The organism is Azohydromonas sp. (genome assembly GCF_035325925.1).
GTDB lineage: Bacteria > Pseudomonadota > Gammaproteobacteria > Burkholderiales > Burkholderiaceae_C > Calidifontimicrobium.
Genome location: NZ_DAOKZA010000025.1, coordinates 1 through 25,341 on the forward strand (window position 1 = coordinate 1; position 25,341 = coordinate 25,341).

A 25,341-nucleotide genomic window follows, 5' to 3' on the forward strand; every position below is an offset into this window, starting at 1 on the left:
TCGACGAGATCGCCGACTGGTTCGAGACGCTGGCCAAGGCCGAGCGTTCGCACGCCAATCGCTACCAGAAGGCGCTCGACCAGCTGGTCGACTGAGCCGCATCGACGCTCGCGCACACAAGGGGCCTTCGTGCCCCTTGTTCGCTTGCGAACCCGTCATACGCAACCACGACACGGCCCACCATGCGCGAAGGCAACCTCGAGGCGCCGACCCGGCACCCGATCGACTGGAAGAACCCGAGCTTCTACGACGAAGGCGAAACCTTCAAGGAGCTCGAACGCGTATTCGACATCTGCCACGGCTGCCGCCGCTGCGTGAGCCTGTGCCACAGCTTCCCCACGCTGTTCGACCTGGTCGACGCGACCGACGACGGTGAGGTGCACGGCGTCGCCAAGGACGACTACTGGAAAGTCGTCGACCAGTGCTACCTGTGCGACCTGTGCTACATGACCAAGTGCCCCTACGTGCCGCCGCACGAGTGGAACCTGGACTTCCCGCACCTGATGCTGCGCGCCAAGGCGATCAAGTTCCGCAAGGGCCGGGTCGGCGGCGGCGAGAAGTTCCTCGCCAGCACCGACGTGCACGGTCAGTTCGCCGGCATCCCGATCGTCGTGCAGACGGTCAACGCCATCAACAAGACCAAGTTCGCGCGCAAGCAGATGGATGCGATGCTCGGCGTGCATCCCGACGCCTGGATGCCCGGGCTGGCAACGCGCCGCTTCCGCTGGAGCGTGCCGAAGGCGCGGGCCACGGTGGTCACCCACGGCGAGCGCACGCCGGGCAAGGTGGCGATCTTCTCGACCTGCTATGTCAACTACAACGAGCCGGGCATCGGGCACGACCTGCTCAAGGTGCTCGACCACAACGAGATCCCGTACGTGATCGTCGAGAAGGAGAAGTGCTGCGGCATGCCCAAGCTCGAGCTCGGCGACCTCGACAGCGTCGAGCGTCACAAGCAGGCGAACGTGCCGGTGCTCGCGAAGTACGCCGACGACGGCTACGCGATCCTGTCGGCCATCCCCAGCTGCACGCTGATGTTCAAGCAGGAACTGCCGCTGATGTTCCCCGACTGCGCCGACACGCAGCGGGTGAAGGAGGCGATGTGGGACCCGTTCGAGTACCTCGTCGCGCGTCACAAGGACGGGTTGCTGAAGACCGACTTCCAGGCCGCGCTGGGCAAGGTCAGCTACCACGTCCCGTGCCACGGCCGCGTGCAGAACATCGGCCGCAAGACCGAGGAGATGTTCAAGCTGATCGGCTCGAAGGTCGAGGTCAAGCTCAACACCGTCGAGCGCTGCTCGGGGCACGCCGGCACCTACGGCGTGAAGACGCCGTACCACCCGATCGCGATGAAGATCGGCCGCCCGGTGTTCAAGGCGATGGCCAAGGACGAGCCGGACTACATCAGCAGCGACTGCGCGCTGGCCGGCCACCACATCGCGCAAGGCCTGCAGCAGGCCGGCACGCCGGCGAGGGCGCTGCAGCACCCGTTGAGCCTGGTGCGCATCGCGTACGGGCTGTCCTGATCCGCCAACCCCCTACGGAGACCTCACATGACGCTGACCCGTGACAGCCTCCTGACGCTCGAGGCCTACGCCAGGATCCGCAAGTCCAGCCGCGCCGAGGCCATCGCGCACCGCCGGCTGCGCAGCGTCGCGCTCGGCGAGCACGTGACGCTGCAGTTCGAGGACGAGCACACCGTGCGCCGTCAGATCCAGGAGATGCTGCACATCGAGAAGATCTTCGACGAGGAGGGCATCCAGGGCGAGATCGACGCCTACGCGCCGCTGATCCCCGACGGCACGAACTGGAAGGCGACGATGCTCATCGAGTACCCCGACATCAACGAACGCCGGCGCGAGCTGGCGCGGCTGATCGGCATCGAGGACCGCATGTTCGTCGAGGTCGAGGGGCAGCCGCGCATCTACGCGATCGCCGACGAGGATCTCGACCGCGAGACCGACGAGAAGACGTCGTCGGTGCACTTCCTGCGCTTCGAGTTCCCGAAGCCGGCGCGCGACGCGGTGCGCGCAGGTGCTGCGGTCAAGCTCGGCTGCGACCACACCAACTACCCGGCGCACGTCACGATCGCGCCGGAGACGCTGGCCAGCCTCGCGGGCGACCTGCGGTAGGGCGCGTCAACCGCAGGGGGTCGGGTTCGACTCCTGCGACCGGCCGGGCGGTGACGCATCGTTCGCGGCATACTGCATGCACTACGAAGTTGACATAATACACATCGTCGCGCATTCAACGATCCAGACCGGCAGGCCCACCGTGCGCGCTCACTTGACGCGAGACAACCCCGCGACCTGCGTCGGCCGCAGAATCGGCGCTCAGCCGTCATCCGTTGCGCGATGTCCGACTCCACGCTCGACCGGCCACTGGCCCTCGGCGCCGCCGGCTTGCCCGCGGATCTCGCCGTGCCCGCCGGTGCAGGCGCGCTGGTGGCGTTCGTGCACGGCAGCGGCAGCAGCCGGCTCAGCCCGCGCAACCGCCTCGTCGCGCTGGCCCTGCAGCGGCGCGGCTTGGCCACGCTGTTGTTCGACCTGCTGACGCCCGACGAGGCCGACGACCGGCGCAAGGTGTTCGACATCGACCTGCTGGCCCATCGCGTCGCCGACACCATCGACGCGCTCGGCGCCGGCGACCCCGCCATCGCGCGGCTGCCGCTGGGCCTGTTCGGTGCCAGCACCGGCGCCGCGGCGGCGCTGCGCGTGGCGGCCCGCCGGCCGCACGATGTGGCCGCGGTCGTCTCGCGCGGCGGCCGGCCCGACCTCGCGGCCGGCGCGCTGCCGGCGGTGCGCGCGCCGACGCTGCTCATCGTCGGCGGCGAGGACCTGCAGGTGCTCGCACTCAACCGCGAGGCGTTCGCCGCGCTGGGCTGCGCCGACAAGCGGCTCGAGGTCGTGCCCGGCGCGTCGCACCTCTTTGAGGAGCCGGGCACGCTCGACGCCGTCGCGCGGCTGGCCGGCGAGTGGTTCGCCACGCGACTGGCGGGAGCCGCCGCATGAGTCGGCGCTTCGTCGACCGGCACGAAGCCGGCCACCTGCTCGGCCAGCGGCTGGCGGACCTGGCGCTGCCGGCGCCGGTGGTCGTGCTGGCGCTGCCACGCGGCGGCGTGCCGGTGGGCGCCGAAGTCGCACGCGCGCTCGGCGCCCCGCTGGACCTGCTGCTGGTGCGCAAGATCGGCGTGCCGTGGCAGCGCGAGCTGGCGCTGGCCGCGGTGGTCGACGGCGACGAACCACAGGTCGTCGTCGACGACGAGGTGCAGCGCATCAGCGGCGTCGAGCGGGCGTACATCGACGCCGAAGCGGCGCGCGAGCTGCACGAGATCGAGCGCCGCCGCCGCGTGTACCTGCGCGGGGGCGCGCCGCTGTCGGTGGCCGACGCGACCGCGGTGGTCGTCGACGACGGCATCGCCACAGGCACCTCGGTGCGCGCGGCGCTGAAGGCGCTGCGCCGACGCTCGCCGAGGCGACTGGTGCTGGCGGTGCCGGTGGCGCCGGCCGACACGCTGCAGGCACTGCGCGCCGAGGTCGACGACCTCGTGTGCCTGGCGCAGCCCGAGCCCTTCCACGCGATCGGGCTGCACTACGACGACTTCCACCAACTCGACGACGCCGAGGTCCTGGCCGATCTCGACGCCCTTGCCGCCGCGCGCCGCAGCCCGCCGCGCGGCGTGGATGCCCCGCCCCCGCACAACGGAGAAGGCTGATGGACAAACTCTGGATCGTGGTCGCCAACGCGGCGCGCGCACGGGTGTGCGAACGTCGGCCCGACGGCGGCTTGGCCGAGGTGGCCGACCTGGTGCACCCCGAGAGCCGGCAGGCCGGGCGCGACCTGGCTGCCGACCGCCCTGGCCGCGCCGCGATGGACATGGTCGACCGCACGCAGGGGCGCACCGCTTACGAGCCGCCCACCGACGCGCGCAGCAAGGAACACGAACGCTTCGCCCGCGAAATCGCGGCCTTCCTCGAACCAGAGGTCGGTGCCGGACGCTGTCGCACCCTGTGGCTGCTGGCCTCGCCACCGTTTCTCGGCGTGCTTCGTGCCCACCTCGGCGACGAGGCCGCCCGCGTGCTGCACGACAGCCGGGCCGTCGACCTGACGTCGCTGCCGCTGCACGAGCTGCGCGGCCGCGTCGACGAGATGCTGCGGCGCTGAGACGCGCGCACCGATGGACAACCCGCCGCCGGCCGCGCCCGGCGACAACGCGGCGATCGCGCGGATGCTGCGCGAGATGGCCGCCCTGCTCGACGCGCAGGGCGGCAGCCCGTACCGCGCGCGTGCGTACCGCCACGCCGCCGACACGGTGGCCGGGTGGCCGCTGCCGGTGCGCACGGTGTTCGAGCGCGACGGCCTGGCCGGCCTCGACGCCCTGCCCGGCGTCGGTGCCGGCATCGCCGCGGCGGTCGCCGAGATCCTCGCCTGCGGCCGCTGGGGACGGCTCGAGCGGCTGCGCGGCGAGGTCGACGTCGAGGCGCTGTTTCGCACCATCCCCGGCGTGGGCCCCGAACTGGCACGCCGACTCCACGACGCGCTGGGCGTCGACACGCTGGTGGCCCTGGAAGCCGCGGCACACGACGGCCGCCTCGAGCAGCTGCCCCGTATCGGGCCGCGACGCGCCGCGGCCATCCGCGCCGCGCTGACCGCGATGCTCGACCGCCAGCGTCACCTGCGCCGCGCCGCGGCGCCGGCCGCGGCGACGGGCGACGCGCCCCCGGTCGCGCTGCTGCTCGACGTCGACCGCGACTATCGGGACGCCGCGACCGCCGACCGCTTGCCGAAGATCGCGCCGCGGCGGTTCAACCCGCAGGGCGAGGCCTGGCTGCCGGTGCTGCACGCGCAGCGTGGCGACTGGCACTGCACCGCCCTGTTCTCGAACACGGCGCGCGCCCACGAGCTGGGTCGAGTGCACGACTGGGTCGTGCTGTACGTCGAGGACCCGGCACACGTCGAGCGCCAGTACACCGTCGTCACCGCCGGTGCCGGCACGCTGGCCGGCCGGCGCGTCGTGCGCGGACGCGAGGCCGAATGCGCGGCGTGGTATGCGCGTGGCGACGCGGCAGGCGGAGCCGCCGCAGCGTCTCGGTGACAATCCGACGCCTTGACCGACCTCAAGGCACGACCGGCACCGCTGCTTACAGTCGGCAGCCCGACCTGCCGTGACGGGCGGGTACTCCAGGAGCGAGCGATGGACGACAGACTCGATGCAGGCACGCTGTGCACCCGCGTGGTGACGGTCGCCGAGCGCGACATGCCGATCAACGAAGCGGCGCAGCTGATGCGTGGCCACCACGTGGGCTGTCTCGTCGTCGTTGCCGAGACGGCCGCGGGACGTGTGCCGGTGGGCGTGCTCACCGACCGCGACATCGTCACCGCGGTGGTGGCCCGCGACGTCGACGCGCGCACGCTGCGCGTCGAGGACGTGATGAGCGCAGACCCGGTGGTCGTGCGCGAAGACGCGTCGGTGATAGACCTGCTGCGCACGATGCGCGCGAAGGGGCTGCGCCGGCTGCCGGTCGTCGACGCGGCGGGTGCGCTCGCCGGCCTCGTCACGCTCGACGACATGCTCGGCGTGATCGCCGAGGAACTGCGTGCCACGGTCGCGGCGATCGAGGCCGAGCAGGCGCGCGAGGGCCGACAGCGACGCTGACCCGGCGTCCTGCACTGGCGGAGGCCCTCGATTGGGCGATCGACACGACAAGCTCCACGCGTTCGCAGGCCGGCTGGTGATGGTCGGCTTCGGCAGCATCGGCCAGGGCGTACTGCCGTTGCTGCTCAGGCACATCGAGATGTCGCCGCGGCAGTTGCTGATCGTCACCCCCGGTGACGACGGCGGCGCCATCGCGCGGGCCCACGGCGTGGCCATGCTCGACTGCGCGCTCACCCCGGACAACTTCCGTGCGCTGCTCGAGCCCCGGCTGGGGCCGGGCGACTTCCTGCTCAACCTCTCGGTCGACGTCAGCAGCACCGCGCTGATCGCCTTGTGCGACGAACTCGGTGCGTTGTACCTGGACACCGTGATCGAGCCCTGGGCCGGCGTCTACGACGACGGCCGGCGCCCGCCTTCGGCGCGCACCAACTACGCGCTGCGCGAGTCGGCGTTGGCACTGCGCCGCGACGGCACGCGGCCCACGGCGGTGCTCACGCATGGTGCGAATCCGGGGCTGGTGTCGCACTTCGTCAAGCGCGCGCTGCTCGACATCGCGCGCGATACGGCCCACGTGGCGCCACGTCCGGCCACGCGCGAAGACTGGGCACGGCTGTCGCAGGCGCTGGGCGTGCGCGTGATCCACATCGCCGAACGCGACACGCAGTTCAGCGCGCAGCGCAAGGCGGTCGACGAATTCGTCAACACCTGGTCGGTCGACGGCTTCGTCGGCGAGGGCATGCAGCCGGCCGAACTCGGTTGGGGGTCGCACGAGCGCCACTTTCCCGGCGACGGTGCCCGCCACGCCAGCGGCTCGCGTGCCGCGATCTACCTGCAGCGCCCCGGCGCGAGCACCCGCGTGCGCAGCTGGACACCCGCCGCCGGCGCGCAGCACGCGTTCCTGATCACGCACGCCGAGTCGATCTCGATCGCCGACCATCTGACGCTGGGCGACCCCGCCTCGCCCGCGTACCGGCCGACGGTGCACTACGCCTACCACCCCTGCGACGACGCGGTGCTGTCGGTGCACGAGTTGGCGGGTCGCAATTGGCAGGCGCCGACCCGCAAACGCATCGTCAAGGACGACATCGTCGGTGGCGTCGACGCGCTCGGCGTGCTGTTGATGGGTCATGCGCGTGGCGCCTACTGGTACGGATCGACGCTGTCGATCGAACGGGCGCGGCAACTGTGTCCGCACAACAGCGCGACCAGCCTGCAGGTCACCGCGGCGGTGATGGCCGGCGTGGTCTGGGCGATGCGCAACCCGTGGCGCGGCATCGTCGAACCCGACGACCTGCCCTGCGACGAGTTGCTGCCATGGTGCCGCCCGTACCTGGGCGACGTGCGCGGCGTCTACACCGACTGGACGCCGCTGGCCGGCCGCGGCCGGCTGTTCGACGAGGACGTCGACGCCGACGACCCCTGGCAGTTCAAGAACTTCCGCGTGACCTGAACGGCGCCATGCCGCTGCGGCTCACGATCGCAGCACACCGCCGTGCGGGGTGGCGGGCGGCGCGCCGAGGCTCAGCTCGGCTGGTGCATCGGTGACGCGTCGCCGTCGTCGGCCCACACGGGGCCGGCCGGTGCGATCGGCTCGACGCCGGCGACCTTGTCCAGCGGACGGCACACGCGGCGGTGCAGCCGTCGCAGGCGCTCCGAGGCTTCCATCGCCTGCACGACGGACTGCGGGTTGAGCATCAGCGCGAACGGATCGCTCGCCACACTCGGACTGTGCATCACGGCCTCCAGCAAGATCACCGATGGTGAACCCACTCTAGAGCCTGTGCCACGGCCGCGCAGTCGGGCCGCGACCATTCGTCGTGTCGGAAGCCGCCTGACACGCGACGCCACCGTTCGGCGCGCGCGGGCGCGTGCGGGTGGTCAGCGCGCGGCCAGTTCGCGCGCCAGCGCGTCGCGCCCCGCCTCGCGTGCGAAGTCGGCCGCGCCCAGGTCGCGCTGGTTGCGCAGCTTCGCGTCGGCGCCACGCTGCAGCAGCAGCGCGACCGAGCGCTCGCTGCCGTAGCGCGCAGCCATCATCAGCGGGGTCGTGCCGTTGGGGCTGCGCGCGTCGACGGGAACGCCGCGATCGAGCAGCAGCGCGACGGCCTGCGGCTCGGGGCCGGTGGCAGCGTAATGGATCGGCGACCAGCCATCGCGGTGCGCCTTCGCGCCGCGCTCGAGCAGGCGGCGCATCCACGCGACCTGGCCACGCAGCGCCGCCATCATCAGTGGCGTCTCGCCCGCGGCGTTCTCCGCGTCGACCTGCAGTTGCGGATGCGCCAGCAGCGCCTCGGCGACCGCCAGCGACGGCTGCCGCAGTGCCAGGTAAAGCGCCGCCTGGCCCTGCTCGTCGCGGCTGTTGGGGTCGAAGCCGCGCTGCAGCAACGCGGTCACGGCGCGGGTGTCGTCGCGTGCCAAGGCCGCGAAGAAGTCTTCATAGGCACCGGCATGAGCAGAAGAAAAGCACAATGTGACAATGCAAAACAGCAGATATCTGAAGTGATACATGAAGTTTTTCATGCGTCCTCCGGCAATGGCTGCAGGCCGAACAGCCGCTCGAAGTTGGCGCTGGTGACACGCGCGACGTGCTCGACGCCGACGCCGCGCTCGGCCGCCAGGCAGGCGGCGACGTGCGGCACCAGCGACGGGTCGTTGACCTTGCCGCGGTGCGGCACCGGCGCCAGGTACGGGCTGTCGGTCTCGATCAGCAGGCGGTCGTCGGGCACCATCCGGGCCACCGCGCGCAGGTCGGCGGCATTGCGGAACGTGACGATGCCCGAGAACGAGACGCAGAAACCCATCTCGAGCGCGGCGCGCGCCACCGCCTCGGTCTCGGTGAAGCAGTGGAACACGCCACCGGCGGCGTCGCCGCCCTCCTCGCGCAGGATCGCCAGCGTGTCGTCGCTGGCGCTGCGGGTGTGGATCACCAGCGGCTTGCCGCTGGCGCGCGCGGCGCGAATATGCATGCGGAAGCGCTCGCGCTGCCAAGCCATGTCGGCCACGTTGCGGCCGTGCAGGCGGTAGTAGTCGAGCCCGGTCTCGCCGATCGCCACCACCTTCGGCCGCGCCGCCAGCGCCAGCAGGTCGTCGAGCGTGGGCTCGCGCACCCCTTCGTTGTCGGGGTGCACGCCGGCGCTGGCCCAGAAGTTGTCGTAGCGCAGCGCCAGCGCGTGCACGGTGTCGAACTCCTCGAGCGTGGTGCAGATGACCAGCGCACGATCGACCCGCGCCGCGGCCATCGCCGCGCGGATCGCGTCGACGCGCGCGTGCAACTCGGGAAAGCTCAGGTGGCAGTGGGAGTCGACGAACATCGCGCGGTGGCCGCTCCGCCCGGCCGGCGGCGGGTCACAGGGTCTGCGTCGGCTTGCTCGACGAGACCGTGGTGCCGAGGATCTCCTCGATCTTCAGCTTCAGCGCGCGCGTCTTCTCGTCGGCCGGGAAGCGCACGCCGACGCCCTGCGTGCGCCCGCCCGAGGCGTTGGCCGGCGTGATCCAGCCGACCTTGCCAGCCACCGGATAGCGCTGCGGGTCGTCGGGCAGCGTGAGCAGCAGGTAGATGTCGTCGCCGAGCCGGTACTCGCGCGTCGTCGGCACGAACAGCCCGCCTTCGGACATGATCGGGATGTAGGCGGCGTACAGCGCGGTCTTGTCGCGGAACACCAGCTGGATGACGCTCGGCCGCGCCGACGATGCCGGCGCGAGCGCGCCGGGACGGGTGGCTTCGCTCATCGTGCGGCGAGTGTAGCGGCGCCGCCGCGCCGACGGGTCGGCGGCGTGAGGCAGCGTTGCCCCTCGAGCACCAGCGACTCGACCAACAGTGGCGCATTCCACGGATGCTCGTCGTGGCGCGCGGTGCGCACGAGCGTCTTCGACCAGGCCGCGAGCGCCGGCCACGACGCGCCCGGCGGCAGCGCGTCGCGCGGGAAGAAGCGCGGCGCCGCGCCCGCGGCCTGCGCCATCAGGTCGTGGCACAGCTTGTGCAGCACGTCGACCGCGCGCGCGACGCTGCAGCCGGCCAGCACCGAAGCGTCTGCGGCGGCCACCGCCTTCGGCACGCGCGTCCAGCGCGCCGCATCGAAACCCTCGTCGCGCAGCGCCACCGCCTGCTGCGGCCGCCCGCCTGCCGCTTCGAGCAGCACCTCGGCGTCGGCCACGCCCTGCCCCGCGAGCCAGTCCAGCGCCACGTCGCGCGGCGGCAGCGCCAGCGCCAGGCGCTGGCATCGGCTGCGGATCGTCGGCAGCAGCAACTCGGGGTCGCCGCAGGTCAGCAGCAGCCGCACGTCGCCCGGAGGCTCCTCGAGTGTCTTCAGCAGCGCGTTGGCGGCCACCACGTTCATCGCCGAGGCCGGGTGCAGCACCAGCACCTTCGCGCGTCCGCGCGACGCGGTGGTCTGCGTCCAGGCGATCGCCTGACGGATCTCGTCGACGCGGATCTCGCGGCTGGGCCTGGCCTTCGATCGCCCGGCGCCGGTGGGCTCGGCGTCGCCGTCCACCTCGTCGGCATCCGCGCCGACGAGCGACTCGCGCAGCGCGGCCGGCACGACCAGGCGCATGTCGGGGTGCTGGCGCGCCTGCACCTGCCGGCAGCCGGTGCAGCGGCCGCAGGGCCGCACCGGCGCGGCGTCGTCCTCGCACAGCCAGGCCTGGGCCAGCGCCAAGGCCAGCTCGAACTGCCCGACGCCGTCGGGCCCGTGAATCAGCAGCGCGTGCGCGCGCTGTGCGCGCCCGCGCGCCAGCGCGTCGCCGAGCCACGGCAGCGGCAACGCGACGTCGGGGCCGATCACGTCAGCCGCTCCCGCGCGACCGCCTCGACGCGCGCCCACACCGTGTCGAGGCTGCCGGCAGCGTCGACGCGCACGAAGCGCCGCGGCGCCTGGGCGGCCCGTGCGGCGTAGCCGTCGCGCACGCGGGCGAAGAACGCTGCGTCCTGGCGCTCGAAACGGTCGGGCGCACGCGCCGCGGCGCGGCGCTCGGCGGCCAGTGCCGGGTCGAGGTCGAACCACAGCGTCAGATCGGGCTGGCGCGTCGGATGCACCCAGCGCTCGAGGTCGCGCAGCACGCTCAGGTCGAAGCCGCGCCCGCCGCCCTGGTAGGCGAAGGTCGCGTCGGTGAAGCGGTCGCACAGCACGGTGGCGCCGCGCGCCAGCGCCGGCTCGATGACCGTGCGCAGGTGGTCGCACCGCGCCGCGAACACCAGCAGCGCCTCGGTCAGCGCGTCCATCGGCTCGTGCAGGATCAGCTCGCGCAGCCGCTCGGCCAGGGCGCTGCCGCCGGGCTCGCGCGTGAGCACGACGTCGTGGCCGCGTGCGCGCAGCCAGTCGCTCAGCGCGTCGAGGTGCGACGACTTGCCGGCGCCGTCGATGCCTTCGAAGGTGATGAACAGGGCGCGGGGCATCGGCGCAGGCGGCATCAGCGCTGGCCGCGCTGGTAGCGGTTGACGGCACGATTATGGGCGTCGAGCGTCTCGCTGAAGACGCTGCCGCCGTCGCCGCGCGCGACGAAGTACAGCGCCTTCGTCGGCTGCGGGCGCACCGCGGCGCGCAGCGACGCCTGCCCGGGCATCGCGATCGGCGTCGGCGGCAGCCCGGCGCGCGTGTAGGTGTTGTACGGCGTGTCGGTCTCGAGATGGCGGCGTGTCAGGTTGCCGTCGAAGGCCTCGCCCAGCCCGTAGATCACCGTCGGGTCGGTCTGCAGCCGCATGCCCATGCGCAGCCGGTTGACGAACACGCCGGCGACCAGGCCGCGGTCGGCCTCGGCGCCGGTCTCCTTCTCGACGATCGAGGCCAGGATCAGCGCCTCGTCGGGCGTCTTCAGCGGCAGGCCGGCGGCGCGCTCGGCCCAGGCGGCGTCGAGCCGGCGCTGCATCGCCGCGTGCGCGCGCTTGAGCACCGTCAGGTCGCTGACGCCGCGGCTGTAGCGGTAGGTGTCGGGGAAGAACCAGCCCTCGGCGGGTCGCCCGCCCGCCCCGATCGCGGCCATCACCTGCGTGTCGGTCATGCCCGAGACCGTCGCGCGCAGGTGCGGCGCCGCGGCCAGCGCGTCGCGGAACTGGCGGAAGGTCCAGCCCTCGATCAGCCGCACCTCCTCGAGCACCTCGTCGCCGCGCACCATCTTGGCCAGCAGGGCACGCGGGGTCACGCCGGCGTGCGCCTCGTAGCTGCCGGCGCGGATGCGTCGCGCGTCACCGGACCAGCGGAACCACTCGTACAGCAGCCGCGCCGGCACGGCCACGCCGGCGTCGACCCAGGCCTGCGCGATTGCGCGAGGCGGTGTGCCCGGCTCGATCGACACCTCGACCACCGGCTGCGACAGCGGCATCGGCCGATCGAGCCACCACGCCACCGTCGAGGCCGCGGCGACGACGGCGAGCAGCAGCGCGGCCAGCACGGCCCACGGCCATCGCCGGCTCATTGGCTTGTCGACCCGTCGCCTTCACCCCGCATGCGGCTGATGATAATCGCCGCCATGACCCTCACCGACCCGACCACGATCGACGGCGCGGTGCCCCTGACGCCCTGGGGCCTGCTGCGCGCCGAAGGCGCCGAAGCCGCGCAGTTTCTTCATGGCCAGTTGACCCAGGACATCGAGCACCTCGACGCCGGCAGCGCGCGGCTGGCCGGCTACTGCTCGCCGAAGGGCCGGTTGCTGGCCAGCTTCGTCGTCTGGCGCCCGCACCCCGAGACGGTGTTCCTGGCGTGCAGCGCCGACGTGCTGCCCGCCGCGCTCAAGCGGCTGTCGATGTTCGTGCTGCGCGCCAAGTGCAAGCTCACCGACGCCGGTGCCGACTGGCGGCTGATCGGGGTGGCCGGCCGCTCGGCCACCGCCGCGCTCGGCGACGCGCTGCCAAGCGCACCGTGGCAGCGCGTCGCGCACGGCGAGGGCAGCGTGATCCGCCTGCGCGATGCCGCCGGCGTGCCGCGTGCACTGTGGGTGCAGCCCGCCTCGCAGCCGCTGCCGGCGCTGCCCGCGCTGCCGCTGGCACACTGGCAGTGGCTCGACGTGGCCAGCGGCGTCGTGCAGATCGTCGGCGCCACGGTCGAGCAGTTCGTGCCGCAGATGGTCAACCTCGAACTGGTCGGCGGCGTGAACTTCCAGAAGGGCTGCTACCCCGGCCAGGAGGTCGTCGCACGCAGCCAGTACCGCGGCACGCTGAAGCGCCGCGCCTTCCTGTGCCGCAGCGAGCAGCCGGCGCAGGCCGGCCAGGAGGTCTACGCCGCCGACGATGCGTCGCAACCGGCGGGCATGGTGGCCAACGCGGCGTCGGTCGACGGGCTGGGCCACCTGGCGCTGGTCGAGCTGCGGCTGGCCGCGCTCGACCAGCCGCTGACGCTCGGCGCGCCGGGCGGGCCGGCGCTGCGACGCGTCGAGATGCCCTACCCGGTGCTCGAGGCAGCCTGAGCCTCGGCGATGGGCGCTCACGAAGGCGTCGGCGGCGCCCGGCTGTACGTCTACTACCGAGTCGCACCCGACTTGCTGCCTGCCGCCTTTGCCGCGGTGCGGGACCTGCAGTACCGGCTCGCCAGCGCGCATGCGGGGCTGCGCTGCGCGCTGTTTCGACGCCCACAGGTCGCCGGCGAGCCGGTGACGCTGATGGAGACCTACGCGGCCCCGGGCGGCGTCGACGACGCGCTCGTGCGGCGCATCGAAGCGGCGGCGCGGGCACTGCCGCCGGGCCGCCTCGGCGAACGCCACGTCGAGCTGTTCGAGCCCTGCGACTGAAGCCGGCGGCGCGGCTCGCCGCGTCGGGCACACTCGCCGCTTGTCGCGATCGCGTCACCGAGCCGGCCATGCCGCCGACCCCGCCCCTGTCGTCGTCCAGCGCCGCGCGGGCGCTGATCGCCGTCGGCGCGGCCGCGCTCGCCTTCGGCAGCGCCGCGCAGTCTCGCACCGGCGATCAGGTCTACGAGGCGGTGTGCGCCCGTTGCCACGCACAGGGCGTCGAGAAGGCGCCGAAGACCGGCGACCGCAAGGCCTGGGCGCCGCTGATCCGCGAGGGCCTGGCCGCGCTGACCGGCATCGCGTGGGTCGGCATCCGCGGCATGCCCGCCCGCGGCGGCGACCACACGCTGCCGCTCGAGGACTTCGCCCGCCCCACCGCGCACATGGCGCGCGCCGCGGGTGCGACCTGGGCCGATCCCGACGAGGCGCTGCTGCAGCGCATTCGCGTGCTAGAGAAACGCCGCCTCGAGCAGCTCAGGAAGGCGCGTTCAGCGGGGTGATCGCCCGCACCATCGCGACGTGCGCGATGCCGGCCTCGTCGAAGGGCTGGCCGCGCACCGCGAAACCCTGGCGGGCGTAGAACCCCTCGGCGCTGCGCTGCGCGTGCAGCAGCACCTCGCGATCGCCGCGGGTGCGCGCCACGCCGGCAAGCGCCTCGAGCAGCGCCGCGCCGATGCCGGCGCCGCGCAGGTCGTGGCGCACCGCCATGCGGCCGACCTTCGCCACGCCGGGAGCGTGCTCGAGCAGCCGCCCGGTGCCCAGCGCCATGCCGAAGCCGTTGTAGGCCACCGCGTGCACCGCGTTGGCGTCGGCCGCGTCCCATTCGAGCTCGGCGGGGATCTTCTGCTCGTCGACGAAAACCGCGGTGCGCAGCGCCTGCGCCTCGCGCCCGAGTTGGTCCCAGGTGCCGGTGCGCACGTCGACCATCGCCTCGCCGCGCTCGAAGGCGTCGAGCGCGGCACGCAGCTGCGCCGGCACCGGCTGCGAGGTCTGCGTCGACGGGTCGGCGAAGACGTAGACCAGCTCGCCCGAGACCAGCAATTCGTCGCCGCGGAACACGCCGCCTTCGAACACCATCGACGAGTTGCCGATGCGCGCGCAGCGCATGCCGACGTCGATGCGGTCCTCGTAGTGCGCCGACGCGTGGTACTCGAGCGTCGCCTTGCGCACGTACAGGTCGCCCTGCAGCAGCGCCATTGTCTCGTGGTACGGCATCGCCATCGCGCGCCAGTAGCCGGCCACCGCGGTGTCCAGGTACATCAGGTAGTGGCCGTTGAAGACGATCTTCTGCATGTCGACCTCGGCCCAGCGCACGCGCAGGTGGTCGAAGAAGCGGAAGTCGTGGCGTCGGTTCATGCAGCAGTCCTCCAGGCGTGGCGAAGCGCGTCGGCGGCGGCCTGCTGGGCCTGGCCGGCCTCTTTCAGCACCCGCCCCATCTTGATGACGTCGTGCGTCAGCCCGCGGTACAGCTCGAGCGCCACCGGCACGCCGGCGGCGCGCAGCCGGTCGGCGTAGGCCAGCCCCTCGTCGACCAGCGGGTCGCACTCCGCGAGGATCACGCACGCCGGCGCGACGCCGTCCAGGTCGTCGGCCAGCAGCGGCGCGAAGCGCCAGTCGCGGCGCTGGTGCGGCGTCGCGTAGTGGTCGAAGAACCAGGCGACGCTCGCGGCGTCGAGAAGGAAGCCGTTGGCGAACAGCTTGTGCGACGGCGTGTCCTGTGCGGCGCCGGTGCCCGGCGCGATCAGCAGCTGCATCGCCAGCGGCAGCGCGTGGTCGCGCGCCAGGATCGCCGCCACCGCGGCGAGCGTGCCGCCGGCGCTGTCGCCACCGACCGCGATGCGCGCCCCGTCCAGGCCGAGGGCGCCCGCCCGCGCGTGCAGCCACTGCAGCGCGGCCCAGGTGTCGTCGACCGCGGTCGGAAAGCGGTGCTCGGGCGCGAGCCGATAGGCCAGCGACAGCACGGCGCCGCCGCTGCGCGCGGCGAGTTCGCGGCACAGTCCGTCGTGCGTGGCGATGCCGCCGATCACGAACCCCCCGCCGTGCAGGTACAGCAGCACCGGCAGCGCCGCGTCGGCTGCCGGCGCGTACAGGCGCGCATCGAGCTGGCTGCCGTCGTTCGCGGGCAGCCGCAAGTCCTCGACGCGCGGCAGCGCGCGGTGCGGCGGCTCGAGCACCTCGGCGGCGGCCGCGTACAGGCGGCGTGCGTCGGGCACGCTCATGGCGTGCCAGGGCGGACGGCGCGCGCGGTGGATGCGTTCGAGCAGCCCGGCCATCGCGGGGGTCAGCAGGGAGCGCGGCACGGTGTCACGTCGGCGATGGGTGGGCTGGGTGCGCTGAAGCATACTCAGTGCGGCGGCGAACCCCCTTCGAGCAACCCGCAGCGATGGCGACGATCCTCTACATCACCCAGGTCCACCTCGACTTCGGCAGCGTGCAGCTGCTGCCCGAAGAATGCCGGCGCGTGGGCATACGCAAGCCGCTGGTCGTCAGCGACGCCGGCGTGCGCGCCGCCGGTGTGCTCGACCAGGCGCTGCAGCCGCTGGCCGGCGTGGCGCATGCGGTGTTCGACGGCACGCCGTCGAACCCGACCGAGGCCGCGGTGCGCGCCGCCGTGGCAGCGTATCGCGCGAACGGCTGCGACGGCCTGGTGGCCGTCGGCGGCGGCTCGAGCATCGACCTGGCCAAGGGGGTCGCGATCGCCGCCACGCACGACGGCCCGCTGGTGACCTACGCGACCATCGAAGGCGGCAGCCCGCGCATCACCGAGCGCGTCGCGCCGCTGATCGCGGTGCCGACCACCGCCGGCACCGGCAGCGAGGTCGCACGCGGCGCGATCGTCATCGTCGACGACGGGCGCAAGCTCGGCTTCCACAGCTGGCATCTGGTGCCGAAGGCGGCGATCCTCGACCCGGCGCTGACGCTGGGACTGCCTCGGGTGCTGACCGCCGCCACCGGCATGGACGCCATCGCGCACTGCATGGAGACCTTCATGGCGCCGGCCGTGAACCCGCCGGCCGACGGCATCGCCCTCGACGGGCTCGAACGCGGCTGGGCGCACATCGAACGCGCGACGCGCGACGGCGCCGACCGCGACGCGCGCTGGAACATGATGAGCGCGAGCATGCAGGGCGCGATGGCGTTCCAGAAGGGGCTGGGCTGCGTGCACTCGCTGTCGCACAGCCTGGGCGGCGCCGACCCGAGGCTGCACCACGGCACGCTCAACGCGGTGTTCCTGCCCGCGGTGGTGCGCTTCAATGCGCAGGCCGAGTCGATCCGCCGCGAGCACCGCCTGCAGCGCATGGCGCATGCGATGGGGCTGGGCGGCTGCGACGCCGACGGCACCGAGGTCGCGCAGGCGATCCGCGCGATGAACGCCAGGCTGGGGCTGCCGACGGGGCTGGCGGCGATGGGCGTCACGCGCGACCTGTTCGAGCGCGTCATCGACGGCGCGATGGCCGACCACTGCCACAAGACCAACCCGCGGCCGGCGACGCGCGACGACTACCGCGCGATGCTCGAAGCGTCGATGTAACCGCGGCGACGCACGCTCAGAACCGCATCAGCACGTTGAAGCCCAGCGCCCAGGTGCGCTCGCGCGGCGACTGCAGGTTCTCGCGCGGCCAGAAGTGGCCGACGATGAACTCGCCGAGCAGCCAGTCGCTGTGCACCGGCTGCAGCCACTTGGCGCGCACGCCGTAGTCGTCGACGTCGATGTCGTGTCCGGTCTCGCCGTTGACCAGCGTCTCGAGCGACAGCAGGCGGTCGACGCCGAAGCTGCGGTACAGCCCCAGGCTGCTCGACCACGCCAGCCCGTCGGTCTTCTCGGCGAAGGTGCCCGAGGTCAGCCATCGCAGCTCGAGCGCACGCGAGAAGGCGTGCTCGACCGACAGCGTGGTCGTCGACCCGAAGCCGTCGATCAGCGTCCAGTACAGCGTCTCGCGGAACACGACGCGGTCGCGGTGGCTCAGCGCCCAGCCCTTCGAGTAACGCGCCTGCGTGTACAGCCGGTAGCCCCGGCGCACACCGGCGCGCAACTCGACGTCGTCACCCACCGGCAGGCCGACGCCGGCGAAGAACGACTGGTCGCCGTCGCGCACCTCGCGCAGCAGCTGGTCCTGCCCCGACAGCGCGTCGGGCTTGTCGGTGACGACCTCGCGCTCGTTGTCGCGCCCGATGTAGACGTAGGCGCGCTCGCGCAGGTTCGGCAACTCGAAGCGCGCGTTGAATCGCAGCGCGACGTCGAAGCCGTCGTCGCGCCGCCACGAGTTGCGCAGTTCGAGACGCCCGCGCGTGACCTTGCCGCCGTCCTCGAAAGGTTTCTCGCCGAACCAGCTGTCGACGCCGCGGGCCAGCCACTCACTGGCGGCGCGCACCGACTCGCGCGTCGTTTCGAGCACGCCGCGCGACGCCTCCTCGGACTCTGCATCGGCACCGGCGGCCACGGCTTGCGCCGCCAGGCACAGCAGGCCCAGCGCAACCAAGGACGGGAATCGCGGTGGCTTCACGGGTCGGGTCGCTCGCGTCGCGGGCAGGCCGGCCTGCCCTTTCGTGCAGTATGCCGGCAATCGGCGCGGCGTCGCCTTGCGCGCGGCGTGCAACCGGATGCAAGAAGGCCCGATGGCTTGTGACCATCGGGCCCGGGGTGGTGCGCCGGTCGGCGCACGCGAGCGGTCGAAACGCGGCGTCGATCAGCCGTGCTTCTTGTCGAAGAACTGCTCGTCCTCGGTCGAGCCCTTCAGCGCCGCGGTCGACGCCTCGCGCTCGATCGTGGTCGTCACCGCGTCGAAGTAGCCGGTGCCGACCTCGCGCTGGTGCTTGACCGCGGTGAAGCCGCGCTCGGCGGCGGCGAACTCTTTCTCCTGCAGCTCGACGAAGGCGCTCATGTTGTTGCGCGCGTAGCCGTAGGCGAGGTCGAACATCGAGTAGTTCAGGCTGTGGAAGCCGGCCAGCGTGATGAACTGGAACTTGTAGCCCATCGCGCCGAGCTCGCGCTGGAACTTGGCGATCGTCGCGTCGTCGAGGTTCTTCTTCCAGTTGAACGACGGCGAGCAGTTGTAGGCCAGCAGCTTGCCCGGGAACTTGGCGTGGATCGCCTCGGCGAAAGCCTTGGCGAACGACAGGTCGGGCTTGCCGGTCTCGCACCAGATCAGGTCGGCGTAGGGCGCGTAGGCCAGCCCGCGGCTGATCGACTGCTCCAGCCCGTTGCGCGAGCGGAAGAACCCTTCGACGGTGCGCTCACCGGTGAGGAACGGCTTGTCGTTGTCGTCGACGTCGCTGGTCACCAGGTCGGCGGCCTCGGCGTCGGTGCGCGCCAGCAGGATCGTCGGCGTGCCCATCACGTCGGCCGCCAGCCGTGCCGCGACGAGCTTGGCCACGGCCTCGCGCGTGGGCACCAGCACCTTGCCGCCCATGTGGCCGCACTTCTTCACGCTGGCGAGCTGATCCTCGAAGTGCACGCCGGCCGCCCCGGCGTCGATCATGGCCTTCATCAGCTCGAACGCGTTGAGCACGCCGCCGAAGCCGGCTTCGGCGTCGGCGACGATCGGCGCGAAGTAGTCGACGTCGTTCTTGCCCTCGCTCCACTGGATCTGGTCGGCGCGCATGAACGTGTTGTTGATGCGCTTGACGACCTTGGGCACCGAGTCGACCGAGTACAGGCTCTGGTCGGGGTACATCTCGCCACCGTCGTTGGCGTCGGCCGCCACCTGCCAGCCCGACAGGTAGATGGCCTTGAGCCCGGCCTTGACCTGCTGCATGGCCTGGTTGCCGGTGAGCGCGCCGAGCGAGTTGATGAACGGCTCGGTGTGCAGCAGGTTCCACAGCTTGTCGGCACCGCGGCGCGCCAGCGTGTGCTCGATCGGCACCGAACCACGCAGACGCACGACGTCGGCGGCGGTGTAGCCGCGCTTGATGCCCTTCCAGCGCGGGTTCTCGGCCCAGTCCTTCTCGAGGGCGGCGGCTTGTTGTTCACGGGTGAGGCTCATGAAATCGCTCCTGCTTGCAATGTCGCTTCGATGGCGGAACCACCTGATTCCGGACTCCAGCGTAACGACGCGCACGCGGTGCGGGAAGACTTATGTCTTATAGAAGACAAAAAATCTTCGTCAAACAAAACAAAGACTTATTGTCTTGATTCCATGATACGCAACGAGATTCGCATCCGACGAAATTCGATGCTGCAGCGCGGCATCGCTGCTTCCCACATGGTGGGAGGCACTCCCGTGCGTTGACAAATGCCCCGTTCGGTATCGCCGCGGGCGCGACCTCACGGACGCCCGCGCGCGTCGGACGCCGCCGACGCGCCAGCGGCCGACGCCGCGGCGGCAGCGGTGGCCGCACCCGCCTCGTGGCGCGCGACGATCCAGAACCGCCATCCGGTGCCGACGGCCAGCAGCACGGCGGCCGCGACGGCCGCGACGGCCCAGCGCGGCATGCCGGTCGGTGCGCCGGTGCTCCCGGGTGACAGCGACGCCGCGTCGCGTCCCGGCAGCGCGCGGCCACAGCCGGTGCACGACGACACTTCGGGCAGGTTGACGGTCTGGCAGTGGGGGCAGCGGGTCGTCATTCGAGGTTGCGGGGAGCAAAGACGCAGAAACGGCCTCGAGTCGAGACGCGAGACGGGTCGACGGCACCGCCGTCGCAGGCCGACATGCTACAGGCTCGACCGCGACGACCGGCCCGGCTCGCAGCGGCGTGCTTATCATGCGGCGACGATTGTCGACGACCGCTGCGATGACCGGCTTTGCATTCCTCGACGGCCCCGGTTTCCTGAAGGCCGGCCCCGCGCTCGACCAACCCTTTGCCGTCGCCGGCGTCGCGTGGGACGGTGCGACCACCAACCGCCCCGGCGCGCGTTTCGGCCCGCGCGCGATCCGTCTGGCCAGCCACATGCTGTGCGACGCGATCCATCCGCACTTCGACGTCAGCCCGCTCGGTCGGCTCGGCGACGCGGGCGACCTGCCGCTGCCCAACACGTCGCTCGACGCGATGCGCGCTGCGCTGGTGCCGCTGGCCGACGCGTTGATCGGGCGCCACCACGTGGTCTGGCTCGGCGGCGACCACAGCATCACGCTGCCGCTGCTGCGCGCCTACCGCCGGCGGCTGGGGCGCGCGCTGGCCGTGGTGCACGTCGACGCGCACTGCGACACCTGGAAGGACCACTTCGGCGAACCCAGCGGCCACGGCACCTGGGTCCACGAAGCCTTCACCGAAGGCCTCGTCGTGCCCGGGTGCTTCGCGCAGATCGGCATCCGATCGTCGGGACAACGCGCCGCGCGCGAGTACGTGCGCGACCAGGGCGGGTTGATCTTCACGGCCCGCGACCTGCGCGGGCTCGAAAGCCCCGCGCAGCTGGCGCCGGTGCTCGCTGCGATCGGCGCGCGGCTGGCCGCACACGGGCATCCGCCGCTGTACGTCAGCCTCGACATCGACGGGCTCGACCCGGCGTTCGCGCCCGGCACCGGCACGCCCGAGCCGGGCGGGTTGAGCAGCAACCAGCTGCTGTCACTTCTCGAGGGCCTGGCCGCGCACCGCTGCGTCGGCATGGACTGCGTCGAGGTCGCACCGCCGTACGACCACGCCGAGCTGACCGCCCACGCCGCGGCGACTCTCGTCTGGACCTACCTGTGCGGCCAGATCGCGCGCTGAACCCGCCTGTCGCCGGCCGGCGCACCGCGCATGGCGATGCGGTGAGCCTCGCCGCACGGGCGGCCGCCGCGCAGTGGCTTCGCCCGGCAGGTGCCACCGCGGCTCGCGCACGCGGCTCGCGTCACACGGCCAGGGCGGTCGTCTTCTTCACGGTGCGCAACACCAGCATCGAGTTCGATCTCGCGACGCCCGGCAGCCGCATCAGCACCTGGGTGTGGAACCGCTCCAGGTCCTCGGCGTCGCGGTACGCGAAGCGGATCAGGTAGTCGTTCGAGCCGGCGACGTAGTAGCAGTCGAGCACCTGCGGCTCGGCACGCACCGCCTGCTCGAAAGCCTCGAGCAGCGGCGTGTTCATGCTCTCGAGGTTGATGATGGTGAAGCTGGTGCCGTGCTGGCCGACCGCCTTCGGGTTGAGAAGCGCGACGTAGCGCGCGATCACCCCGCTGTCTTCCAGGTGCTTCACGCGCCGCAGGCACGCCGACGGCGACAGGTGCACGCGCTGCGCGAGCTCGACGTTGGTGAGCCGCCCGTCGTCCTGCAGCTCGCGAAGGATCGCGCGGTCGATCGCATCGAGTTGCGCTTGACTGGAGATACTTCGCACGAAGTTCGGCTCTGAACCGCAGGGTTCGCATGATATGCGATCGGGCCGGGTTTGCCCCGTCGGATGACGCACGCACATTGCGCCGCCGCCTGTCTAGACTGCCCGCTGCGCAGGCTCGACACTCGGCGCATCGACCGCCGACGCGCGTCGCGCGAGGAGAACCGCATGTACGACGACATGGACGCCTACTGGATGCCGTTCACGGCGAACCGCCAGTTCAAGAAGGCGCCGCGCCTGCTGGCCCGGGCCGCCGGCATGCACTTCTGGACCCCCGAGGGTCGACAGGTGCTCGACGGCGTGGCCGGGCTGTGGTGCGTCAACGCGGGCCACGCGCGGCCGAAGATCGTCAAGGCGATCGCCGAGCAGGCGGCCGAGATGGACTACGCGCCTCCGTTCCAGATGGGCCACCCGAAGGCCTTCGCGCTGGCCGAGCAGCTGGTCAAGCTGACGCCGCCGGGCGTGAACAAGGTGTTCTTCACCAACTCCGGCTCCGAGGCGGTGGAGACGGCGCTGAAGATGGCCATCGCCTACCACCGCGTGCGCGGCGAAGGACAGCGCACGCGGCTGATCGGGCGCGAGCGCGGCTACCACGGCGTCAACTTCGGCGGCATCTCGGTGGGCGGCATGGTCGCCAACCGCAAGATGTTCGGCACGCTGCTGGCTGGCGTCGACCACATCCGCCACACGCACGACCCGGTGCGCAACGCGTTCACCGTCGGCCAGCCGGCGCACGGCGCCGAGCTCGCCGACGACCTCGAGCGGCTGGTCGCGCTGCACGACGCGAGCACGATCGCCGCGGTGATCGTCGAACCGGTGGCCGGCTCGACCGGGGTGCTGATCCCACCGCAGGGCTACCTGCAGCGGCTGCGCGAGATCTGCGACAGGCACGGCATCCTGCTGATCTTCGACGAGGTCATCACCGGCTTCGGGCGCACCGGCAACCCGTTCGGCGCACAGACCTTCGGCGTCACGCCCGACATCATGACGGTGGCCAAGGGCATCACCAACGGCGCGGTGCCGATGGGAGCGGTGTTCGTCAAGCAGCAGGTGCACGACGCGTTCATGCAGGGCCCCGAGCACCTGATCGAGTTCTTCCACGGCTACACCTACTCGGCGCACCCGCTGGCCTGCGCCGCCGCCCTGGCCACGCTCGAGACCTACGCCGACGAGGGGCTGTTGACGCGCGCGTCGCAGCTGCAGGGCTACTTCGCCGACGCCCTGCACTCGCTCAAGGGCCTGCCCCACGTCATCGACATCCGCAACATCGGGCTGGTCGGTGGCGTGGAGCTCGAGCCGATCGCCGGCGAGCCGACGAAACGCGCGTTCGGCGTGTTCCTCGACTGCTGGGACCGCGGGCTGATGATCCGCACCACCGGCGACATCGTCGCGCTGTCGCCTCCGCTGATCATCGAGAAGAGCCACATCGACCAGATGATCGACACCATCGCCGGCGCGCTCAGGCGCGCCGCCTGAACGCCCCACGCTCCACGCACCGAGTCGACCGACCGAGGGCCTGCCTAGCGCATAACGTATGCCGCTGCTCGACGCCGACCGCGAACTGACCCGCCACTCGTACTACGCCGCCACGACACAGCGCGAGGCGCCGTTTCCCCGCCTCGATGGCGCGGTCGCCGCCGACGTCGCGGTGGTCGGTGGCGGGCTCGCCGGGCTCAGCGCGGCCATCGAACTGCACGACCGCGGCTTCGACGCGGTACTGCTCGAGGCGCACGAGGTCGGCTGGGGTGCCAGCGGACGCAACGGCGGGCAGGCGATCCACGGGCTGGCCTGCGGCGAGGAGGAGATCGAACGCCAACTCGGCCTCGACGAAGCGCGGCGCGTGTGGGCGATGTCGATCGAGGCGCTGGACCTGATCCGCCAGCGCATCGAACGCTTCGCGATCGACTGCGAGTGGCGCGACGGCTACCTCGCGGTGGCCACGAACGCGCGCAAGGCCAGCGCGCTGCGCGAATGGACCGCTCGCCTGGAGCGCGTCTACGGCTATCGGCAGACCTGGGTCGACGGCGGCGAGCTGCCGCGCTGGCTAGCCAGCCCGCGCTACGCCGCCGGCGTGCACGACCCGCGATCGGGGCATCTACACCCCCTGAAGTACAGCCTGGGGCTGGCCCGAGCGGCGGCGCGGCTGGGCGTGCGCATCTACGAGCACAGCGCAGTGACCGCCGTCGACGACGGCGCCGGCGCGGCGCGCGTGCGCACCGCTTCAGGCAGCGTCGAGGCGCGCCACGTGCTGCTGGCCGGCAACGTCTACCTGCAGCAGTTCGCGCCGCGGCTGGCGCCGCAGCTGGCGCCGCGCATCATGCCGGTCGGCACCTACATCGTTGCGACGCCACCGCTGGGCCCCGAACGCGCGCGTGCGCTGATCCCGTGCGGCGCCGCGGTGTGCGACACCAACTTCGTGCTCGACTACTTCCGCACCAGCGCCGACCACCGGCTGCTGTACGGCGGGCGCGTCAGCTACAGCACCGCGACGCCGATGCGGCTGGCGGCGAGCATGTGCCGGCGCATGCAGCAGACTTTCCCGCAACTCGCAGACGTCGAGGTCGAACACGCCTGGGGCGGCTTCGTCGACATCTCGATGAACCGCGCACCCGACTTCGGCCGCATCGGGCGCCACCTGTACTACCTGCAGGGCTTCTCCGGCCACGGCCTCGCGCTGACCGGGCTGGCCGGCAAGCTGGTCGCCGAGGCGATGGCCGGCGACGCCGGCCGGTTCGACACCTTCGCGCGGCTGAGGCATCGCAACTTCCCCGGCGGGCGGCTGCTGCGCATGCCGGCGCTGGTGGCCGGCATGGCCTGGTACCGCCTGCGCGACCTGCTCTGACCCGCTGGCACGCCTGCACGCCCCCGTGAACCCGATGCCGCCCCTCGCCCGCCTGCCCGTCGTGCTCGTGCCGGCGTGCAACCGCACGCTGGGCCACCACCCGTTCCACATTGTCGGGGGAAAGTACGTCGACGCGGTGCGGCTCGCCGGCGCCGTGCCGCTGGTGGTGGCCAACCCGACCCGGTCCGAACTCGGCGTGCTGCTCGACCTGGCCGACGGCGTGCTGCTCACCGGATCGCCGTCGAACGTGCACCCGCAGCACTTCGACGAGGGCGTGCACGACCCGGCGCTGCCGCTGGACACCGCGCGCGACGTCGCGACACTGGCGCTGATCCCGCAGGTGCTGGCTCGCGGTCTGCCGCTGCTGGCGATCTGCCGCGGGCTGCAGGAGCTCAACGTCGCGCTCGGCGGCAGCCTGCACCAGGCGATCCATGACGTGCCCGGCCACGCCGACCACCGCGCCGACGACGACGCGGCCGTCGACGTGCAGTACGGTCCGGCGCACGAGGTCGTCGTCGAGTCCGGCGGCCTGCTGGCCGGCCTCGTCGACGCGCCGCGTTTCGCCGTCAACTCGCTGCACGGCCAGGGCGTGAACCGCCTCGCCCCCGGCCTGCGCGTCGAGGCCCGCTCCCCCGACGGCGTCGTCGAGGCGGTGTCCGCGCCCGCGCGGCCGGGCTTCGTGCTCGGGGTGCAGTGGCACCCCGAGTGGCGCGCGGCCGACAACCCGGTGTCGATGGCGCTGCTGCGCGCGTTCGGCGACGCCTGCCGGGAGTTCGCGCGCCGGCGCACCGCCGGCACGGCGGCCAGCGGGCCGGGGTCGTAGCGGCGCCGCCGTCGCCGACCCGGGCGCCCCGCCCCGACCCGCCACACAGGTGCAACCCC

General features: G+C 72.1%; 29 protein-coding genes and 1 pseudogene. 17 read left to right on the plus strand and 13 right to left on the minus strand.

Going from position 1 to position 25,341, the window contains the following annotated elements:
• The 9 genes and pseudogenes from PKC53_RS10865 to PKC53_RS10905 all read left to right on the plus strand — a co-directional run.
• Nucleotides 1-95: pseudogene (locus tag PKC53_RS10865) on the plus strand (rubrerythrin); the annotation flags it as partial.
• 87 nt (nt 96-182) lie between these two features.
• Nucleotides 183-1,526, plus strand: a complete 1,344-nt coding sequence (locus PKC53_RS10870) for a heterodisulfide reductase-related iron-sulfur binding cluster (RefSeq protein WP_324428500.1) — start codon at nt 183-185, stop codon at nt 1,524-1,526.
• Between the two features lie 27 nt (nt 1,527-1,553).
• Complete coding sequence (locus PKC53_RS10875) at nt 1,554-2,132, plus strand: DUF3501 family protein (protein WP_324428501.1); 579 nt, start codon at nt 1,554-1,556, stop codon at nt 2,130-2,132.
• A 222-nt stretch (nt 2,133-2,354) separates the two neighbouring features.
• Nucleotides 2,355-3,011 carry an alpha/beta hydrolase gene (locus PKC53_RS10880; protein WP_324428502.1) on the plus strand — a complete coding sequence of 219 codons (657 nt, stop codon included), beginning with the start codon at nt 2,355-2,357 and terminating at the stop codon, nt 3,009-3,011.
• Nucleotides 3,008-3,715, plus strand: coding sequence for a phosphoribosyltransferase (locus tag PKC53_RS10885; RefSeq protein ID WP_324428503.1), 708 nt, complete (start codon nt 3,008-3,010; stop codon nt 3,713-3,715). Before PKC53_RS10880 ends, PKC53_RS10885 begins: the two co-directional genes overlap by 4 nt.
• Nucleotides 3,715-4,164 (plus strand): host attachment protein, encoded by a 450-nt coding sequence (locus PKC53_RS10890; RefSeq protein ID WP_324428504.1) that lies wholly within the window; start codon nt 3,715-3,717, stop codon nt 4,162-4,164. The genes PKC53_RS10885 and PKC53_RS10890 overlap by 1 nt, the downstream gene beginning before the upstream one ends.
• 13 nt (nt 4,165-4,177) lie before the next feature.
• A complete protein-coding gene (locus PKC53_RS10895) occupies nt 4,178-5,095 on the plus strand; it encodes a helix-hairpin-helix domain-containing protein (protein WP_324428505.1) in 918 nt (305 codons plus the stop codon).
• Nucleotides 5,096-5,194: 99 nt separating this feature from the next.
• Nucleotides 5,195-5,656 carry a CBS domain-containing protein gene (locus PKC53_RS10900; RefSeq protein ID WP_324428506.1) on the plus strand — a complete coding sequence of 154 codons (462 nt, stop codon included), beginning with the start codon at nt 5,195-5,197 and terminating at the stop codon, nt 5,654-5,656.
• A gap of 31 nt (nt 5,657-5,687) precedes the next feature.
• Nucleotides 5,688-7,106 (plus strand): saccharopine dehydrogenase C-terminal domain-containing protein, encoded by a 1,419-nt coding sequence (locus tag PKC53_RS10905; protein ID WP_324428507.1) that lies wholly within the window; start codon nt 5,688-5,690, stop codon nt 7,104-7,106.
• Between the two features lie 71 nt (nt 7,107-7,177).
• Here PKC53_RS10905 and PKC53_RS10910 read toward each other — a convergent pair whose 3' ends face one another.
• From PKC53_RS10910 to mltG, 7 genes are all read right to left on the minus strand, one after another.
• Nucleotides 7,178-7,390, minus strand: a complete 213-nt coding sequence (locus PKC53_RS10910; protein ID WP_324428508.1) for a hypothetical protein — start codon at nt 7,388-7,390, stop codon at nt 7,178-7,180.
• Nucleotides 7,391-7,534: 144 nt separating this feature from the next.
• Nucleotides 7,535-8,161, minus strand: a complete 627-nt coding sequence (locus PKC53_RS10915) for an ankyrin repeat domain-containing protein (RefSeq protein ID WP_324428548.1) — start codon at nt 8,159-8,161, stop codon at nt 7,535-7,537.
• Between the two features lie 8 nt (nt 8,162-8,169).
• On the minus strand, nt 8,170-8,964 hold the full coding sequence (locus PKC53_RS10920) for a TatD family hydrolase (protein ID WP_324428509.1): 795 nt from the start codon (nt 8,962-8,964) through the stop codon (nt 8,170-8,172).
• 34 nt (nt 8,965-8,998) lie between these two features.
• Nucleotides 8,999-9,382 (minus strand): PilZ domain-containing protein, encoded by a 384-nt coding sequence (locus tag PKC53_RS10925; RefSeq protein ID WP_324428510.1) that lies wholly within the window; start codon nt 9,380-9,382, stop codon nt 8,999-9,001.
• A complete protein-coding gene (gene holB / locus PKC53_RS10930; RefSeq protein ID WP_324428511.1) occupies nt 9,379-10,437 on the minus strand; it encodes a DNA polymerase III subunit delta' in 1,059 nt (352 codons plus the stop codon). Before holB ends, PKC53_RS10925 begins: the two co-directional genes overlap by 4 nt.
• A complete protein-coding gene (tmk, locus tag PKC53_RS10935; protein WP_324428512.1) occupies nt 10,434-11,048 on the minus strand; it encodes a dTMP kinase in 615 nt (204 codons plus the stop codon). Before tmk ends, holB begins: the two co-directional genes overlap by 4 nt.
• A gap of 14 nt (nt 11,049-11,062) precedes the next feature.
• Entirely contained in the window at nt 11,063-12,064 is a 1,002-nt protein-coding gene (mltG, locus tag PKC53_RS10940) for an endolytic transglycosylase MltG (RefSeq protein WP_324428513.1), read from the minus strand.
• 54 nt (nt 12,065-12,118) lie between these two features.
• Here mltG and PKC53_RS10945 point away from each other — a divergent pair, with 54 nt between their 5' ends.
• The 3 genes from PKC53_RS10945 (at nt 12,119) to PKC53_RS10955 (ending at nt 13,872) form a co-directional block, all read left to right on the plus strand.
• Nucleotides 12,119-13,051, plus strand: a complete 933-nt coding sequence (locus PKC53_RS10945) for a folate-binding protein (RefSeq protein ID WP_324428514.1) — start codon at nt 12,119-12,121, stop codon at nt 13,049-13,051.
• Between the two features lie 9 nt (nt 13,052-13,060).
• Complete coding sequence (locus tag PKC53_RS10950; RefSeq protein WP_324428515.1) at nt 13,061-13,372, plus strand: DUF4936 family protein; 312 nt, start codon at nt 13,061-13,063, stop codon at nt 13,370-13,372.
• Nucleotides 13,373-13,440: 68 nt separating this feature from the next.
• Nucleotides 13,441-13,872 carry a c-type cytochrome gene (locus PKC53_RS10955; RefSeq protein ID WP_324428516.1) on the plus strand — a complete coding sequence of 144 codons (432 nt, stop codon included), beginning with the start codon at nt 13,441-13,443 and terminating at the stop codon, nt 13,870-13,872.
• On the opposite strand, the gene PKC53_RS10960 is transcribed toward PKC53_RS10955, so the two are convergent.
• Both PKC53_RS10960 and PKC53_RS10965 read right to left on the minus strand, forming a co-directional pair.
• Nucleotides 13,847-14,728, minus strand: a complete 882-nt coding sequence (locus PKC53_RS10960) for a YbgC/FadM family acyl-CoA thioesterase (RefSeq protein ID WP_324428517.1) — start codon at nt 14,726-14,728, stop codon at nt 13,847-13,849. The genes PKC53_RS10955 and PKC53_RS10960 overlap by 26 nt on opposite strands.
• A complete protein-coding gene (locus PKC53_RS10965) occupies nt 14,725-15,645 on the minus strand; it encodes an alpha/beta hydrolase (protein WP_324428549.1) in 921 nt (306 codons plus the stop codon). The genes PKC53_RS10960 and PKC53_RS10965 overlap by 4 nt, the downstream gene beginning before the upstream one ends.
• A gap of 110 nt (nt 15,646-15,755) precedes the next feature.
• Here PKC53_RS10965 and PKC53_RS10970 point away from each other — a divergent pair, with 110 nt between their 5' ends.
• Complete coding sequence (locus PKC53_RS10970; RefSeq protein WP_324428518.1) at nt 15,756-16,904, plus strand: iron-containing alcohol dehydrogenase; 1,149 nt, start codon at nt 15,756-15,758, stop codon at nt 16,902-16,904.
• A 16-nt stretch (nt 16,905-16,920) separates the two neighbouring features.
• On the opposite strand, the gene PKC53_RS10975 is transcribed toward PKC53_RS10970, so the two are convergent.
• The 3 genes from PKC53_RS10975 to PKC53_RS10985 form a co-directional block, all read right to left on the minus strand.
• Nucleotides 16,921-17,877, minus strand: a complete 957-nt coding sequence (locus tag PKC53_RS10975; RefSeq protein ID WP_324428519.1) for a hypothetical protein — start codon at nt 17,875-17,877, stop codon at nt 16,921-16,923.
• Between the two features lie 183 nt (nt 17,878-18,060).
• A complete protein-coding gene (gene aceA / locus PKC53_RS10980) occupies nt 18,061-19,356 on the minus strand; it encodes an isocitrate lyase (protein WP_324428520.1) in 1,296 nt (431 codons plus the stop codon).
• Between the two features lie 281 nt (nt 19,357-19,637).
• The gene (locus PKC53_RS10985) at nt 19,638-19,937 is read right to left on the minus strand and encodes a hypothetical protein (protein ID WP_324428521.1); all 300 of its coding nucleotides are present in this window, start codon (nt 19,935-19,937) and stop codon (nt 19,638-19,640) included.
• Between the two features lie 167 nt (nt 19,938-20,104).
• Between PKC53_RS10985 and speB the strand changes: the two genes are divergently transcribed.
• Nucleotides 20,105-21,019 (plus strand): agmatinase, encoded by a 915-nt coding sequence (gene speB, locus PKC53_RS10990; RefSeq protein ID WP_324428522.1) that lies wholly within the window; start codon nt 20,105-20,107, stop codon nt 21,017-21,019.
• 121 nt (nt 21,020-21,140) lie between these two features.
• Here the strand turns inward: speB and PKC53_RS10995 are convergent, their stop codons facing one another.
• Complete coding sequence (locus tag PKC53_RS10995; protein ID WP_324428523.1) at nt 21,141-21,620, minus strand: Lrp/AsnC family transcriptional regulator; 480 nt, start codon at nt 21,618-21,620, stop codon at nt 21,141-21,143.
• 165 nt (nt 21,621-21,785) lie between these two features.
• Here PKC53_RS10995 and PKC53_RS11000 point away from each other — a divergent pair, with 165 nt between their 5' ends.
• From PKC53_RS11000 to PKC53_RS11010, 3 genes are read left to right on the plus strand one after another with little or no spacing between them, the layout of a single operon-like run.
• Entirely contained in the window at nt 21,786-23,093 is a 1,308-nt protein-coding gene (locus PKC53_RS11000) for an aspartate aminotransferase family protein (RefSeq protein WP_324428524.1), read from the plus strand.
• 58 nt (nt 23,094-23,151) lie between these two features.
• The gene (locus tag PKC53_RS11005; RefSeq protein WP_324428525.1) at nt 23,152-24,459 is read left to right on the plus strand and encodes an FAD-binding oxidoreductase; all 1,308 of its coding nucleotides are present in this window, start codon (nt 23,152-23,154) and stop codon (nt 24,457-24,459) included.
• Nucleotides 24,460-24,493: 34 nt separating this feature from the next.
• The gene (locus PKC53_RS11010) at nt 24,494-25,282 is read left to right on the plus strand and encodes a gamma-glutamyl-gamma-aminobutyrate hydrolase family protein (protein WP_324428526.1); all 789 of its coding nucleotides are present in this window, start codon (nt 24,494-24,496) and stop codon (nt 25,280-25,282) included.
• Nucleotides 25,283-25,341: the final 59 nt, after the last annotated feature.